This is a genomic window from Thiomonas delicata (assembly GCF_900088825.1).
Taxonomy (GTDB): Bacteria; Pseudomonadota; Gammaproteobacteria; order Burkholderiales; family Burkholderiaceae_C; genus Thiomonas_A; species Thiomonas_A delicata.
Window position 1 is genome coordinate 24,945 of sequence record NZ_LT592171.1, and the last position, 15,417, is coordinate 40,361.

11 protein-coding genes and 1 pseudogene are annotated in these 15,417 nt (G+C 68.4%); 5 read left to right on the plus strand and 7 right to left on the minus strand.

The features are described from left to right. Nucleotides 1-44: 44 nt before the first annotated feature. Nucleotides 45-1,175, plus strand: a complete 1,131-nt coding sequence (locus tag THIARS_RS09720; RefSeq protein WP_094160768.1) for an ABC transporter substrate-binding protein — start codon at nt 45-47, stop codon at nt 1,173-1,175. A gap of 31 nt (nt 1,176-1,206) precedes the next feature. Continuing rightward, nucleotides 1,207-1,719: a hypothetical protein gene (locus tag THIARS_RS09725; RefSeq protein ID WP_094160769.1), complete on the plus strand. Its 513-nt coding sequence runs from the start codon at nt 1,207-1,209 to the stop codon at nt 1,717-1,719. Nucleotides 1,720-1,735: 16 nt separating this feature from the next. Here THIARS_RS09725 and THIARS_RS09730 read toward each other — a convergent pair. Next, nucleotides 1,736-2,970: pseudogene (locus tag THIARS_RS09730) on the minus strand (nucleoside recognition domain-containing protein). Between the two features lie 88 nt (nt 2,971-3,058). Between THIARS_RS09730 and THIARS_RS09735 the strand changes: the two are divergent. Beyond that, entirely contained in the window at nt 3,059-3,877 is an 819-nt protein-coding gene (locus THIARS_RS09735; protein ID WP_245845866.1) for an alpha/beta fold hydrolase, read from the plus strand. A 7-nt stretch (nt 3,878-3,884) separates the two neighbouring features. Here the strand turns inward: THIARS_RS09735 and THIARS_RS09740 are convergent, their stop codons facing one another. Beyond that, nucleotides 3,885-5,891: a DEAD/DEAH box helicase gene (locus tag THIARS_RS09740; protein ID WP_094160770.1), complete on the minus strand. Its 2,007-nt coding sequence runs from the start codon at nt 5,889-5,891 to the stop codon at nt 3,885-3,887. Nucleotides 5,892-6,049: 158 nt separating this feature from the next. Between THIARS_RS09740 and THIARS_RS09745 the strand changes: the two genes are divergently transcribed. Continuing rightward, nucleotides 6,050-7,381: an NAD(P)/FAD-dependent oxidoreductase gene (locus THIARS_RS09745; RefSeq protein ID WP_094160771.1), complete on the plus strand. Its 1,332-nt coding sequence runs from the start codon at nt 6,050-6,052 to the stop codon at nt 7,379-7,381. Between the two features lie 253 nt (nt 7,382-7,634). Further along, nucleotides 7,635-9,902 (plus strand): sensor domain-containing diguanylate cyclase, encoded by a 2,268-nt coding sequence (locus THIARS_RS09750; RefSeq protein WP_094160772.1) that lies wholly within the window; start codon nt 7,635-7,637, stop codon nt 9,900-9,902. A 113-nt stretch (nt 9,903-10,015) separates the two neighbouring features. On the opposite strand, the gene THIARS_RS09755 is transcribed toward THIARS_RS09750, so the two are convergent. The 5 genes from THIARS_RS09755 to THIARS_RS09775 form a co-directional block, all read right to left on the minus strand. Continuing rightward, nucleotides 10,016-10,291 (minus strand): hypothetical protein, encoded by a 276-nt coding sequence (locus THIARS_RS09755; RefSeq protein WP_141202382.1) that lies wholly within the window; start codon nt 10,289-10,291, stop codon nt 10,016-10,018. Nucleotides 10,292-10,579: 288 nt separating this feature from the next. Beyond that, the gene (locus THIARS_RS09760) at nt 10,580-11,926 is read right to left on the minus strand and encodes a sigma 54-interacting transcriptional regulator (RefSeq protein ID WP_094162051.1); all 1,347 of its coding nucleotides are present in this window, start codon (nt 11,924-11,926) and stop codon (nt 10,580-10,582) included. A gap of 163 nt (nt 11,927-12,089) precedes the next feature. Continuing rightward, entirely contained in the window at nt 12,090-12,728 is a 639-nt protein-coding gene (locus THIARS_RS09765) for a hypothetical protein (protein WP_141202383.1), read from the minus strand. Continuing rightward, the gene (locus THIARS_RS09770) at nt 12,725-14,266 is read right to left on the minus strand and encodes a sensor histidine kinase (RefSeq protein ID WP_094160775.1); all 1,542 of its coding nucleotides are present in this window, start codon (nt 14,264-14,266) and stop codon (nt 12,725-12,727) included. Before THIARS_RS09770 ends, THIARS_RS09765 begins: the two co-directional genes overlap by 4 nt. An 86-nt stretch (nt 14,267-14,352) precedes the next feature. Next, a complete protein-coding gene (locus THIARS_RS09775) occupies nt 14,353-15,195 on the minus strand; it encodes a 23S rRNA (adenine(2030)-N(6))-methyltransferase RlmJ (RefSeq protein ID WP_094160776.1) in 843 nt (280 codons plus the stop codon). Nucleotides 15,196-15,417: the final 222 nt, after the last annotated feature.

Sequence of the window (15,417 nt, forward strand, 5' to 3'; positions counted from 1 at the left end):
AACCCATTCCCATCGTTATTCGCTCTCTCTGATTCGAGGTTTGCATGAAATTCTTCTGGGCCCTGCTGCTCTCCCTGGCGTTGTCCGCTCCGGCTCTGGCTGCCGAACCTGGCGTGACCGACTCGCAAATCCTGATCGGCCAGTCGGCCCCCTTCACCGGACCCGCATCCCAACTCGGCATCCGGCTGCGCATGGGCATCGACGCCTATTTCAAATCCGTCAATGCGGACGGCGGGGTCGACGGGCGCCAACTCAAGCTGATCAGTCTCGATGACGGCTACGAGCCCGGCCGCACCGTGGCCAACACCAAGCAACTCATCGACAACGACAAGGTCTTCGCCCTGCTCGGCTATGTCGGAACGCCCACCACGCTGGCGGCCAAACCCCTGATCGATGCGGCGAAGATCCCCCTGGTCGGCCCCTTCACCGGCGCAATGGCGCTGCGCGACCCGGTCGACCGCTACATTTTCAACATACGCGCCAGCTACAACGACGAGACGCGGCAGATCGTCGACAATTTTCTTTTCCTCGGCCTGAAGAGGGTGGCGGTGTTCTACCAGGACGACGCCTACGGCAAGGCCGGACTCACGGGCGTGGTGAAGGCCCTCGCCGCGCATGGGCTCAAGCCGGTGGCCACCGGCACGGTCAAGCGCAACACGGTGGACGTGGCGGCCGCGCTCAAGTCCATCCTGCCGGCCCACCCCGACCTCATCGTCGAAGTCGGCACCTACACCGAAGCGGCCGCTTTCATCCAGCAGGCCCGCGCGCAAGGCTATGGCGGGCAGTTCGCCAACGTCAGTTTCGTCGGCTCCGAGGCGCTGGCCAAGGCCCTTGGGCCTGAGGGCAACGGCGTCATGATCACCCAGGTGGTGCCCTTTCCCTACTCCGGCGTCGCCGCCATCGTGCGGGAATACCAGGCCCGCATGACCGCCGCCGGCCACCCCAACGATTACGACTTCACCAGTCTCGAAGGCTATATCGACGCCAAGGTGCTGGTGCAGGGGCTGCGCAAGGCGGGCAAGGCCCTCACCCGCAACAACCTGATCGACGCGCTGAACGGGATGAACGCGGAAGACCTGGGCGGCTTCGTCGTGCACTTCACGCCGACCGACCACGCCGGCTCCAGCTATGTGGACGTGACCAGCATCACCCAGAACGGCAAATTCAGGCATTGAAAGGGCCCTCCCGGCGACTTGGAGCGACGCGATGGGTATTTCGCCAAGCTACGTCAAGACCCCGCGCGGCCAGGAAGAAATCCGCAGCCGCGGTGCGCTGCTGGACCGCCCCATGCGCAACCTGCTGCTGTGCATCGACGGCAGGCGCGACATGGCCGCCCTGCAAGCCCTGGTCAAGGCCTGTGGCGCGCCGCAGGACGCCTTGCGCAAGCTCGAGTCGCTGGGGCTGATTGCCCCGATCGCAACGCCGCCGCAGCCGAGCCGAGCCGACCCGTGCGACGCGGCGGGTCCGGACACCCTGCAGCCGATGGACACGACGTCGGGATTCGGCGAGGCGCCGCAGGATGACGGGGCTCCGCTGCGCGCCCGCATGCTCGATCTGATCGAGGCGTACCTGGACCCGGTCAAGACCTACACATTGCACCTCGACATCGAACGATGCAACGCGCCCCCTGCGCTGCGCGCCTTGCTGCCCGAGCTCGAGGCGGCCCTGGCGAAAGCCCTGGGCGCGGCGCGCGCCCGCGCGCTTGTCGCAGACCTGTGAGCCTCGCGGCGCAAACTCAGCGTCCGCCGAAAAACCAGGTGCACACCGCGATCGACGCCACGACGCCGGCCAGATCCGCCAGCAGCGCACAGCCCACGGTGTGGCGCACGCGCCGGATGCCGACTGCGCCGTAGTACACGGCCAGCACGTAGAACGTGGTTTCGGTGCTGCCCTGCATGGTCGCGGCGACGAGGGCCGGAAAACTGTCCACGCCATAGTGGCGCATGGTCTCGATCAGCATGGCGCGCGCGGCGCTGCCCGAGAACGGCTTGACCAGCGCCGTGGGCAACGCGGCGACGAAATCGGTGTTCAGGCCCAGCCCGTGCACCGCCCAGCGTATGCCGTCGAGGGCATAGCCCAGCGCGCCCGAGGCGCGCAGCACGCCGACGGCGCACAACATCGCCACCAGGTACGGCAGCAGGTCGCGCGCCACCTCGAAGCCCTGTTTGGCGCCCTCGATGAAGGCCTCGTACACCGGCACGCGGCGGACCGCGCCGGCGACGAGGAAGGCCACGATGACGCCGAACAGCGCGAGATTGCCGACCAGCGACGACACCGCCGCCAGCGCCGCCGCGGAGAGCGTGGCGAGGAACGCCAGCAGTCCGCCCAGCAGCAGCGCGCCGCCGCCGAGATACGCCAGCCCCACCGGGTCCCAGAGCTTGAGGCGCTGCATCCAGGCCACGCTGAGCAAGCCGGTGAGCGTGGACGCGCTGGTGGCGATCAGAATGGGCAGGAACACCAGCGTGGGGTCCGCCGCGCCCTGCTGCGCGCGGTACATGAAGATGCTCACCGGCAGCAAGGTGAGCGACGAGGCGTTGAGCACCAGGAACAGGATCTGCGCGTTGCTGGCAGTGTCGGTGCTCGGGTTGAGGGTCTGCAGTTCGCGCATCGCGCGCAAGCCGATGGGGTCGCGGCATTGTCCAGACCCAGCATATTGGCGGCGAAGTTCAGCGTGATGAGCCCGATCGCGGGATGGCCGGCCGGCACCTCGGGCATCAGGCGCCGGAACAGGGGACCGAGCAGACGCGCCAGCGCGTCCACCAGCCCCGCGCGTTCGGCGATGCGCAGCAGCCCCAGCCACAGGGTGAGGGTGCCGAACAGCAGCACCATCACCTCGACCGAGAGCTTGGCCATCGCGAACAGGCTGTCGACGACGGCGCCGAACACCGCGGCGTCCCCGGCCGCCAGCCAGCGCACCAGTGCCGCCAGGGCGGCGGTGAGGAAAAATCCGAGCCAGAGACGATTGAGCATGAAGGCGTGGACTGCTGCCGTGGAAGACCAAGCCGATGGTAGGGGCTGCAAGCCGCGACAATCGACCTCTCACGCCTTGGACGCAACCATGCCGCCCCCCGAAACCCGATTGTTCACTCTGCGAACCATGGCGGGCGCGCCGCGCATCGAACTGCGCCGGATCGCTGCGAACCCTGGCTGCGGTACGGCAGACGCCGGGCAAGCCGTCATCGTCTTCCTGCACGAAGGCCTGGGCTCGGTGGCCGCCTGGCGCGACTTTCCGGACCGCCTCTGCGCCGCCTGCGGCCTGCCCGGACTGGTGTATTCGCGGCCCGGCTACGGCCGATCGACACCGCGCGTGCCGCACGAACATTGGGATGCGCGCTACCTGCACACCCAGGCCCTGGAAGTGCTGCCCGCCCTGCTCGGCGAACTGGGCATCCGGCGGCCCTGGCTGTTCGGCCATAGCGACGGCGCCACGATCGCGCTGCTGCACGCCGCCGCCTTCCCCGGCGCGGTGACGGGCACCATCGTGCTGGCGCCGCATGTGTTCGTCGAGCAGAAGGCGCTCGACGGCATCGCCCGCGCCCGCCGGGCCTATGAAGCCGGCCCGTTGCGCGAACGCCTGGCGCGCGTGCAGGCCGATCCCGACTCGGCGTTCTACGGCTGGTGCGACGCCTGGCTCGCCCCGGCGTTCCGCGCCTGGAACATCGAGGCCGACATCGCCGGCCTGCGCGGCCCGCTGCTTGCGGTGCAGGGCGAGGACGACGAATACGGCACGCTGGAACAGCTCGACCGCATCGCGCGCAGCGCGCCCCATGCCGAGCGCCTCGTGCTGCCGCACTGCGGCCATATTCCACAGCGCGACGCGGCGCAGCAGGTGATCGATGCCGCCCGGGGCTTCATCGCCCGGCACCGGGGGGCGTGAACCGGCCCTAGCGCTTGACGGGCTTGCGCTTGGGCGCCGCGGCCTTGCGCTCCGAAGCGCGCACCGGGGCGCGCAAGGTCGGCCGATGCGTGTCGCCGGGCCTGGGCCTGGCATGGGTGGCCGGCCTGGGCGCCCCGCCCTCGCCCACCAGGCTGAGCTTGAGCTGGTGGCCCAGCACCCACACCTTTTGCAGGGTGCGGAACACGTCCTTGGGCATGCCGGCCGGGAGGTCGACGAAGCTGTGGTCGCCGCGGATGTCGATGCTGCCGATATGGTGGTTGTCCAGCCCGGCTTCGTTGGCGATGGCGCCGACCAGATTGCGCACCTCCACCCCCTGGTCGCGGCCGACTTCGACGCGGTAGGTCTCGAAGGCCATCTCGCCCGCCGCAGGTTTCTTGCGGCGCGGCGCGGCGGCGCCAGGGCCGGGTTGCTCGGACTCGAGCGCGGGGCGGGTCTTTTCGAGCCGCGAGGTCTGCACGCGGGCTTCGAGCTCGCCGATGGCGGCGTCGGCCAGCTCGGTCAGGCCGCGCGGCTTGGCGCGGGCGGGCTTGGGTTCGCGCGGAACGAAGGGCTCGCGCTCGAACGCCTTGGCCGGCTTGGCGCGCGGGCCGAAGGTCTCCTCGCGCTCGCGGCCACGGCCGGGCGCGCTTTCGCTGCGCAGCGCGGCGGTGGTCTCGGCGCCGGGCCGCAGCAGCAGGGGCTTGTCACCTTGCACCATGCGCGCCAGCGCGGCGGCGATCTCGATGGCCGGCACGTCGTGCTCCTGCTCGTAGCGCTCGATCAGGTTCTGGAACTGCTCGAGCCCCTCCCGCTCGCGCGACTCGGTGATGCGCTCCATGAAGCGGGCGATGCGCCTGTCGTTCACGTCTTCCGTGGTCGGCAGCTGCATGGCCTCGATGGGCTGGCGCGTGGCGCGCTCGATGGCGCGCAGCAGGTGCCGCTCGCGCGGGGTCACGAACAAGATGGCATGGCCGCTGCGCCCGGCGCGGCCGGTGCGCCCGATGCGGTGCACGTAGGACTCTGTGTCGGTCGGGATGTCGTAGTTCACCACGTGGCTGACGCGCTCCACGTCCAGCCCGCGCGCCGCCACGTCGGTGGCCACCACGATGTCGAGCTGGCCGTCCTTGAGGCGCTGCACGGTGCGCTCGCGCTGGGCCTGCAGGATGTCGCCGTTGAGGGCGGCCGTGGCGAAGCCGCGCGCCGCGAGCTTCTCCGCCAGCTCCTCGGTGGCGAGCTTGGTGCGGGCGAAGATGATCATGCCGTCGAAGGTTTCCACCTCCAGGATGCGGGTCAGCGCGTCGAGCTTGTGCAAGCCGCTGACCATCCAGTAGCGCTGCTGCACATTGGTGGCGGTGCTGGTCTTGCTCTTGATGGTGATTTCCACCGGCTGGCGCAGATGGTTCTGTGCGATGCGGCGGATGGCTTGCGGCATGGTGGCCGAGAACAGCGCGACCTGGCGGCCCGCGGGCGTCTTCTGCAGGATGGATTCGACGTCGTCGATGAAGCCCATGCGCAGCATCTCGTCGGCCTCGTCCAGCACCATGTGCGCCAGGCTTCCGAGCTTGAGCGTGCCGCGTTCGAGGTGGTCGATGATGCGCCCCGGCGTGCCCACCACCACATGCGCGCCGCGCTTGAGCGAGGCGAGCTGCGGCACGTAGCTCTGCCCGCCGTAGATGGGCAGCACGTGAAAGCCCGGCAGGTGCGTGGCGTAGCGGGCGAAGGCCTCGGCCACCTGGATGGCCAGCTCGCGCGTGGGCGCCAGGACAAGGGCTTGCGGCTCCTTGCGCGCCACGTCGATCTTCGCCAGGATGGGCAAGGCGAAGGCCGCCGTTTTGCCGGTGCCGGTCTGCGCCTGGCCGACCAGGTCGTGGCCTTCGAGCAAAGGCGGAATGGTCGCCGCCTGGATCGGGGACGGCGTTTCATAGCCCACGTCCTTCAGGGCCGCGAGGATGGGCTCGGGAAGGCCCAGATCGGCGAAGGTGACTGCGGAAGTATCGGGTGCTGTGCTGGACATGGGCGGACAGAAAATGGTGGGATGGCGGCATTGCCAATCATGAGATTGTGCGCCAGCCCCGCCGGCCGCGGCACGGACCCGCAGCGTGCACGCACACAGTGGCATGTTTATTGCGCACAATAGGAGGACCCTGCACGCACAAGAAGAATATCGAAACCATGAACACTCAAGCCGACATACCGCACCTGCCACGTATCGTGATCGTCGGCGGCGGCGCCGGCGGGCTGGAACTGGCCACGCGCCTGGGCGACACTCTGGGGCGGCGCGGGCAGGCCGAGATCACCCTGATCGAGCGCGGCCGCAGCCATCTGTGGAAGCCGCTGCTGCACCAGGCCGCCGCCGGCACGCTGGGCATCGACGACAACGAACTCAACTACCTGGCGCAATCCACCTGGCACCATTTCAAATACCGGCTCGGCGCGATGGACGGCCTGGACCGGGCCAACAAGCAGGTTCTGGTGGCGCCCACGCGCGACGACGACGGGCGCGAGATCGTGCCACGCCGCAGTTTCGGCTACGACATCCTGGTGTTGGCCCTGGGCAGCCAGAACAATGATTTCGGCACCCCCGGCGCGGCCGAACACGCCATCGCCCTCGACACCGTCGACGACGCGCGCCGCTTTCACCGCCGCCTGGTCAACGCCTGCATCGCCGCCAACACCCAGGCCGCCCCGCTGCGCCCGGAGCAGCTCAAGGTGGTGGCCATCGGCGCCGGCGCCACCGGCGTGGAACTGGTCGCCGAACTGCACAACGCCACGCGCGCCCTGGCCGCCTATGGCCTGGACCGCATCGACCCCGAGCGCGACGTGCGCCTGAGCCTGGTGGAAGCCGCGCCGCGCATCCTGCCGGCGCTGTCGGCGCGCCTGTCGGCCTCGGCGGCGGCCGAACTGGCCAAGCTCAAGGTCGAAATCCATACCGGCAAGCGCGTCACCGCCGTCACGTCCAGCGGGGTCCAGACGGCCGACGGCGACTTCCTGCCGGCCGAACTGGTGGTGTGGGCCGCCGGCGTCAAAGCGCCCGACGTGCTGCGCGACCTCGACGGCCTGGAGAGCAACCGCATCAACCAGCTGGTCGTGCGGCCCACGCTGCAGACCACGCGCGACGACGCCATCTTCGCTCTGGGCGACTGCGCCGCCTGCCCCTGGGCGGGACATGACGGCAACGTGCCACCGCGCGCGCAGGCCGCGCACCAGCAGGCCAATTTTCTCGTTCGACAGATCGCCCGCCAACTCGCCGGCAAACCCCTGAGTCCTTTCGTGTACCGCGACTTCGGCTCGCTGGTCTCGCTCGGCGAATACAGCACCGTGGGAAGTCTGATGGGCGGCCTGTCCAAGGGCAGCATGTTCATCGAAGGACACTTCGCCCGCTTCATCTACTGGCTGCTCTACCGCAAGCACCTGCTGAGCCTGCACGGATTCTGGAAAACCGTCTTCCTCACGCTCGCGCGCATGATCTCGCGCACGGCCGAACCACGCATCAAGCTGCATTGAGCCGCGCGATCCTGCGCGCGGCGGGTCCTGGCCGAGGCAACTGATCGAGTTATCTGGATTTTCAGGCGGCTTATTGAGTAAGCTTCGGCATCCGGCCAAATCAACGATAAAAACGTGAGCATCAGGGGATATGCACCACCATTCAGGCCTGCGTTGGGCCATCGCAACGCCAAGGGCTGTGCGCGGCCGACCATGGCGCACATGCCGCCGCGCCGACATCCCCCCAGCCTCGCCAGCCTGATGCGGGCCTGACATGGCCAGCCGCCCCAGCGCCTCCGCGGGCCGACTTTGGCGCCTGCCGCTGCTCAACGCCGCGCTGGCCGCCACCTATGTCTTGCTGGCCTGGGTCGCCACGCGCAGCGACCCGTCGAACGCCATCCTGTGGCCTTCAAGCGCCATCGCCGTCTTCGGCGTCTGGGTCCTGGGTTTCACGGCCGCGCCCGGCATCCTGCTGGGCGCCTATATCGCCAACGCCGAGGTCATCGGCTGGCCTGCGCAGACAGCCCTGCTCATCGCCGTGGGAAACACCGCGAGCGTGTCGTTCGCCTGGTGGGTCCTGCGCCGCATACGTCAACCCTGGCGCGGCCTGCAGGACACCGGCGACACGCTCGCTTTCATTCTCACGCTCGGTCTGCTGGGGCCCGCCATCAGCGCCAGCGTCGGCGTGATCAGTTCCCTGCTCGCGGCGCCGCCGCGGCTTCACGACATCGGCATGCTGGGGCCGATATGGCTGATTTCAGATGCCTGCAGCGTGCTCGTGTATGCGCCGATGCTGGTGCTGTGGTGGGAGCGCCGTCACGAGCGTCTGCCGCGCCCGACCGCCGAATTCGTCATCCTGCCGCTGATCGCGTTGGTCGGCGTGGTCGTGCTGGCCTTTTCGCCGCCCGCGCGGCAAGCACTGCCGCTGGGCCTGGCTTCGCTCGCCTTGCTGCCGCTGCTGTGGGGGGCGATGCGGCTGTCCATGCGCCTGGCCAGCCTGTTCATGGCCGTCCTGTTCACGCTGGCCCTGGTGGGCGCTGCCCTGGGCCTGGGTCCCATGATGGTTCTTCCCATCGACGAACGCGCCTCCGTGCTGCAACTCCTGGGCATCAGCCTGGCCTGCACGGTGCTGCTGGCCAGCAGCCTGGCCCAGGAACGCAGCCTCGCGCTGCGCCAGCTGCGCGAGGCGAATGCCGGGCTTGAGCGAGCCGTGGAACGGCGTACCAAGGCCATGGTGAAGAGCCAGCGCAAGCTGCAGGAACAGCTGCGCTTCCAGGACTCGCTGCTGGGGGCCTTGCCCAACCCCACGGCGTACAGCGCGGCCAACGGGCGGCTCGAGCTGGTCAATCAGGCCTTCACGCGGCTGATGGAACGCAGCCGCGATGCCCTGCTCGGGCGCCGCCCCGCCGAGGTGTTCGAGGACAGTCTGCTGCATACCTGGACCTCGATGGACCGGCAGCTGCACGTCGAGCGCCGCCCGCTGTCGCAGGAGTGCCGGCAAGTGTCCTCGGACGGCGAGGCCACGGTGTGGATCGTCAACAAGGCGCAGGTCACGGACCCGGCCAGCCAGGAGCCTCTGGGCATCGTCACCAGCCTGCAGGACATCACCCAACTCAAACGCCTGCAGGAGCAGCTCGAGCGCGATGAGCGCGGCCTGCGTTTCCTGGTCGAGGAATCGCCGGTGCCGCTGGTCATCACCCGCGTGCACGACTCGGTTCAGCTGTTTGCCAATCGCGCCGCCGACGAGCTGTTCCGCGCCGATCACACCGGCCGTTCCGGCAAACTCTTGCGGGACCTGTGGGTCGAGCCCGCGCAACGGCGCTCGGTGGTGGAGCAAGTGCTGCGCGAGGGCGTGGTGCGCGGACTGGAGACGCAGTTCCTCCGCTACGACGGCAGCCCGGTCTGGCTGCTGCTGTCCGTCACCCACACGCAGTACCGCGGTGACGAAGCCCTGGTGTTCGCCTTCAAGGACATCACGCCGACCAAGGAACGCGAGCACACCCTGCGTGCCCTGGCCTACACCGACCCGCTCACGGGCGTGGCCAACCGCCGCAGCTTCCTGGCCCGTGCCGCGGCGGCGCTGCAGGAGGCCAAGATTCAGGGCAAGCCTCTGGCCGTGTTGGCGCTGGACATCGACCATTTCAAGCAGATCAACGACGTCTACGGGCATCCGACCGGCGACCGTGCGCTGCGCAGTTTCTCGCAGGTCTGCCAGCAGCTTGCGCGCGACGATGCCCTGCTCGGCCGTCTCGGAGGCGACGAGTTCGCCATCGTCCTGCCGCGCAGCGACGACGGCGCGGCCTATGACTTCGCGCAGCGCCTGCGCCTGGCCGTGCAGGAGAACGCAACGGCCGAGCACGCCCCGCTGCGCCTGCAGCTCACCACCAGCATCGGCATCGCGCATCATCCCTGCGAACACTTGACCGAATGCGGCCTCGACGACCTGCTGGCCCGTGCCGACCAGGCCCTCTACCGGGCCAAGCAGCGCGGGCGCAACCGCGTCGAACTCTGGACAGGGCACGACCACCCGGGCGCGGCATGAAGCCCGCAGCGCCCCAACCGCGAACTTGTGCGCAAGCGACGCGCAAAAAAAAGCCAAGCATGCGCTTGGCCAAGGGGGGAGGAGACAACAACCGTCGTCAGGCAGGGCCTGATTTATTCCTTCTTTTCGCCTTCGTTCTTCTTGTCGGCCTTGTCGTGGGACCCGGCCGGGGCGGACGCGCCGTTCTTGGCGGCGTCATAAGTCATTGCTTGCATACCGGCTGCCGGCATCGCGCCTTGCGACGCGCTGACATGGGCGTTGGCCTGAACCGAGGCTTCGGCAGGCATGCCGGCGGCACGGGCCTGGCCTGAGGCCAGGGCGGCCAGCACGAGGGCCATACCGAAGCCGAGAGCGGATACCGAGGGTTTGTTCAGAATGCGAGGGTTCATGGATAACTCCTGTCGTGCTTTGAGGGGTGAACGAAACGGACTTGAATCCGTCATCGCGATGCCTTCTACTTGCACATCCCGTGCCAGGCCATTTTCCTTTTTTGAATCAATGCGTTGCGTTCTTCGAAGCAGGCCCTGTCAGGGCCAGGCCGGATTGGGCCTGCAAGTCATGCGCGAAATGTCGCCTTAGCCCGACATCTAACGAGGCTTATTTTCAACACCTTGATTTTGTTCCCGTTTTTTTGTCGCTGAAAAGCGACGCGTTCTGAAACCCAGCGGATGGGCCGCCTAGTCCAGCGATTTGAACAAGGCGGGGGACAGCGCGTGCTTTTGCAGCAAGCGGTAGAACTCCGTGCGGTTGCGCTGTGCCAGGCGCGCGGCCTCGGTCACCTGACCGCCCGTGAGCTTCATCAGGTTGACCAGATAATCGCGCTCGAAATGGTCCTTGGCCTCGGCATAGCTCAGGATTTCCGTCGGCTTGTTGCGCAGGGCGCGCGTCACCAGCGCAGCCGGAATCCGTACCGTGGTGCACAAGGCGCAGCATTGCTCGACGACATTCATGAGTTGGCGGATGTTGCCCGGCCAGTCGGCGCGCATCAGCAGATCCAGCGCGTCGGGAACGAAGCCGATGATGCGCCGCCCATGCTTCTTCGCCAGCAGATCGACGAAATGCTGGGCCAGCGGCCCGATGTCCTCGCGCCGCTCGCGCAATGGCGGAATGTGCAGGTTCACCACATTGAGCCGGTAGTACAGGTCTTCGCGGAACTGCTGCTCGGCGATCGCCGCCTCCAGATCGCGGTGGGTCGCCGAGACGATGCGCACGTCGACCGGGACCGACTGGCTGGCGCCGACCGGGCGTACCTCGCGCTCCTGCAGCACGCGCAGCAGTTTGGCCTGCAGGGCGATCGGCATGTCGCCGATTTCGTCGAGAAACACCGTGCCGCCCTGCGCCGTCTGGAACAGGCCCTTGCGGCTGGTTTCCGCGCCGGTGAACGCGCCCTTGGCATGGCCGAACAGCTCGGATTCCAGCAGCGCCTCGGGAATCGCCGCGCAGTTGATGGCGACGAAAGGCCCGCGCTTGCGCATGCTGGCCTGGTGCACGGCGCGCGCAAGCATCTCCTTGCCAGTGCCGGATTCGCCCTGGATCAGCACGCTGGCCTCGCTGGCGCCGACCAGCGCCACCTCGTCGAGCAAGGCGTTCATCAGGGGACTGACGGTCACGATGTCGGGAAACCGCACGCGCGCTGGCTTGCCGGTTTCGGGGCTTCCGCTCCCCACCGCGCGCGCCAGCAGGGCGAGCAGTTCCGGCGCCTCGAAGGGCTTGGTGAGATAGCCGAACACCCCGTTTTGCGCCGCGGCCACGGCGTCGGGAATGGTGCCGTGGGCGGTGAGGATGATGACCGGCAGCGAGGGGTCGGCGGCGTGGATGCGCTCGAACAGGGCCATGCCGTCCATACCCTGCATGCGCAGATCGGTGATCACGGCGCGCGGGCGCGATACGGCGAGCCGCGCCAAGGCCTCCTCGCCGCTGGCCACCGTGATCGGCCTGTAACCCGACGACTGCAAGCGCATGCCGAGCAGGCGCAGGAGATCGGCATCGTCGTCCACCACCAGCACGCTGGTCGCCGTGTTCATCGCCACGCCCCCGCCCCGCGGCTCGCCGTGCCGCAAGGCCATGCGCCGAGCTGGCAGCCGCACCCCGATGCTCCCAAGCTCTGGGCGCCGGCAGGTACGGCTGGCAAGCCCGCCCGCCCTGCGGCGCGAAATGCCGGAAGTCGGCGCCGGGGATGCAGCGGTCTCATTTGGCCTGCCCGGGCTTGGCCTGCCCAGGTCGGCTTTGTGCGCGGTCTTGCAATTCCACCTCCAGGTTTTTGATCTGCCCGATCTTGTCCTGCAGATCGGCCACTTGCTTGTTGCTGCGAACCAGTTCTGCGCGCAACTGCGCCAGTTCGAGGGTCTGGCGGCTCAGGCGCTGCAACACGCGGATGAACTGCTTGGATGCCGGATCCTCGGTCTGGCTGTCCAGTCCCCGCAGCAAATCTTGTGCCTGCGTCGCCTCGTCGGGGGTCGGCGACGCGCGCGCGATGAGCAAATAGGCGAGTTTGAGCTTGTCCGCCGGGGTGCGCTGCGCGCCCAGCGCCTGCAGGCGCTGCTGATCGGCGCTGGCCGCGGCCTGCGATTCGACGGCGACGTGGCGCAAAGTGTCGCCGATCCAGGCCATGCTGAGCGGTTCGGGCTTGAACAGAGTCCCCAGCGGCGAGACCGGCGCGGCGGGTTGGACTTGCGCCGCCGGCTGGACGGCCTGCGGCTGCGCATGCGGCGCGGCGGCGGCGGAATGCGCTCTCCATTCCGCGCAGCCCGACAACAGGAACAACGCGCAGGAGCAAGCCAAAAGGCATGCCGTGGGCCGGCGCAAGGGGGCGGGATGAGGTGTCATGGATGCTGGCAAGGTTGGGTCTGTTGCCAGCCCGGGTCGTCGTCCTGGACGCTGGGCTGGTGGGTCATCGAGGTCGAGGCCGTCGTCGAGCCCGGCTGCAGGCTGATGTCGAACGGAAGATGCACGCAAAAGCAGGCGCCGGCCTGGCCGGGCGTGTCGCACAGGCGAACCCCGCCGCCGTGAAGTTGCGCGTATTCCTGCGCGATGGCCAATCCCAGGCCATTGCCTGGCGCGGCCGAAGGCGGCTGGCGGCTGCCCTGGAAGAAGGGCTTGAACAGGTGGGCGCGGTCGTGCTCGGCCACACCCGGTCCCTGATCGCAGACCGTCACATCCACCGCGTCCGGGCCGGCGCGCAGGTCCAGGCGGATGACTCCACCCTCGGGACTGAAACGCATGGCGTTGATCAACAGGTTCTCGAACAGGGTGTCGAGCTTGCCAGCGTCGGCCTTGAGCAGGGGCGTCTGCCCGCTGCGCTCGACCCGCAGACGCTTGGCACGCAGGGCCAGCTCATTGCGCCGCACCAGGGCATCGAGCAAGTCCGGCAGATCCACCCCGCTGGACACCAGCGGATCGAGTTGGCGCTGGGCGCGGCTGTAGTTGATGAGATTCTCGATGCGCTGCTGCAGGTCGCGCGCATTGCCGCGCATGATCTGCGCGATCTCGCGCTGCTGGCCCGAGAGCCTGCCGCCCACGCCGTCGGCCAGCAGCTCCACCCCTTCGCGCAAGGATGCCAGCGGGGTCTTGAGTTCGTGCGAGACGTGGCGCAGGAAACGCAGCTTCTGCTCGTCCAGCTCGCGCAGGCGCTGGCGCAGCCAGTCGAGCTGCTGGCCCAGGAACACCAGGTCGATGGGCCCCCGCACCGGCGGCTGGGGCTGCAGATCGCCCGCGCCGAGGCGGCGGATGGCCTGGTCGATCTGCCGCACCGGACGGTTGAGCAGCCAGGAAAACAATCCGGCGATGAGCACGGACAGGAGCACGGCGGCAGCGGCCTGGAGCAGCAGCACGGTGCGCAGCGTCTGAGCACGGCGGGTGAGCGAGGCGACCTGGTCGTCGACCATGGCGTTGCCGGCGACGGTGAGCTGGTCGGCGAGGCGGCTCAGGCGCGTGAAGTCCTCGGTGAAGGAGTCGAAACGGCGCAGGCCGACGTTGGCGGGATCGCTCAGCTGCGCATACAGCACGCCCTCCCGCAACGCGAGCTGCCGCAGACGCTCGGTGTTGGACGGCCCATAGGGCAAGGCATGCAAGGTCCGCAAGGCCCGCCCGATGGCCTCGTGCGCGTCGCGCATGCCGTTTCTCAACTGAGGATCGCGCAGGACGTAGAACTGGCCCGCGGAACGCTGCAGGCTTGAGATGTCCTCGGCCAGCTGCCGCGTCGTGCGGGTGACCTGCAGCGTGAGCGAAATCGCCTGGCGGGTCTGCGTCGCGAGCCGCTCCTGCACATAGGCGGTATAGCCCATCCCGGTCAGCAGCGGCAGCGTGACCAACGCGAAACCGGCGAGCAGCAGGCTGGAAAACGAGCGTGGGTAGGGCAAACGCATGGCCAGTGCAAGTCGAAACGCTCTACTCTACCTTCTCCCGGCGGGAGAAGTCATGCGGCCTGCGGCGCGAGCCCCGGTGCAGATGCTCAGGGCGTATGCGCCTCGAGCAGGTGCTTGCCCGCGCCATCCTGGCCCAGCGTGCGCGCCAACCAGGGCAAGGCCGTCTTCAGATTCTCTTGCAGGCCGAAAGGCGGGTTGATGACGAACATGCCGCTGCCCATCAGGCCGAAGCCGTCGTCGCGCGGGGCGGCCACCGTGAGTTGCGCGTGCAGCCAACCCGCCGGGGACAAGGCCTTCAGGCGCTTGGGCAGGCGGATGGACTCCAGGCTCTGCAGTTGGGGATACCACACCAGGTAGACCCCGGTCGCGAAACGGGTGACGGCGTCGCGCAGCGCCGCCACCAGCTGGCCGTAATCGCTGCTGAGCTCGTAAGACGGGTCGAGCAGCACCACGCCGCGCCGCGACGGGGGCGGCAGCATGGCCTTGAGTCCAGCGAAACCGTCGGCCTGGCGCACCTCCACATGCGCCTGCTGCCCCCAGGTATTGGCCAGCAGGCGATGGTCGGTGGTGTGCAGCTCGAACAGGCGCATGCGGTCCTGCGGCCGCAGCATCACGCCGGCCAGCGCGGGCGAGCCGGGATAGGTGCGCAGGGCGCCGTCGGCATTGAAGGCGCGGATCTGTTCCACATAGGCGGCCACGGCCGGAGGCAGATCCTTGCGGCCCCAGAGCCGGCCGATGCCGGTTTCGTACTCGGCCAGGCGCTGCGCCATGCGCTCGCCCAGCTGGTAGCTGCCGGCCCCGGCGTGGGTGTCGATATACCAATAGGCCTTGTCCTTGGCGGCCATGCGTTCGAGCACGCCAAGCAGCACGATGTGTTTGAGCACGTCGGCATGGTTGCCGACGTGAAAAGCATGTCGATAAGCGAGCATCGCGGGCTTCTAGTGGGAGAAGCAGCACTGTAGCGCCTGCGGCGGCGCCCGGGTCTCAGCGCTTCGGTGCCAGCGAACAATGCCCCGCGTCCGCGGCCGGCCCGCTGCCCAGCGCCAAAGGCGGCGGTTCGGCGAAACGCCGGTGCGGCGAGCTGGCGCTCCAGTCGAGCGCGACAAGCCCGAGCAGGACGATCCACAGCGCCCACGCCGGCCAGTTCCTGA

Excerpts from the sequence above, each read along its gene's own strand:
- THIARS_RS09720 (WP_094160768.1), top strand. The coding sequence starts at position 45 with ATGAAATTCTTCTGGGCCCTGCTGCTCTCCCTGGCGTTGTCCGCTCCG.
- THIARS_RS09725 (WP_094160769.1), top strand. The coding sequence starts at position 1,207 with ATGGGTATTTCGCCAAGCTACGTCAAGACCCCGCGCGGCCAGGAAGAA.
- THIARS_RS09735 (WP_245845866.1), top strand. The coding sequence starts at position 3,059 with ATGCCGCCCCCCGAAACCCGATTGTTCACTCTGCGAACCATGGCGGGC.
- THIARS_RS09740 (WP_094160770.1), bottom strand. The coding sequence starts at position 5,891 with ATGTCCAGCACAGCACCCGATACTTCCGCAGTCACCTTCGCCGATCTG.
- THIARS_RS09745 (WP_094160771.1), top strand. The coding sequence starts at position 6,050 with ATGAACACTCAAGCCGACATACCGCACCTGCCACGTATCGTGATCGTC.
- THIARS_RS09750 (WP_094160772.1), top strand. The coding sequence starts at position 7,635 with ATGGCCAGCCGCCCCAGCGCCTCCGCGGGCCGACTTTGGCGCCTGCCG.
- THIARS_RS09755 (WP_141202382.1), bottom strand. The coding sequence starts at position 10,291 with ATGAACCCTCGCATTCTGAACAAACCCTCGGTATCCGCTCTCGGCTTC.
- THIARS_RS09760 (WP_094162051.1), bottom strand. The coding sequence starts at position 11,926 with ATGAACACGGCGACCAGCGTGCTGGTGGTGGACGACGATGCCGATCTC.
- THIARS_RS09765 (WP_141202383.1), bottom strand. The coding sequence starts at position 12,728 with ATGACACCTCATCCCGCCCCCTTGCGCCGGCCCACGGCATGCCTTTTG.
- THIARS_RS09770 (WP_094160775.1), bottom strand. The coding sequence starts at position 14,266 with ATGCGTTTGCCCTACCCACGCTCGTTTTCCAGCCTGCTGCTCGCCGGT.
- THIARS_RS09775 (WP_094160776.1), bottom strand. The coding sequence starts at position 15,195 with ATGCTCGCTTATCGACATGCTTTTCACGTCGGCAACCATGCCGACGTG.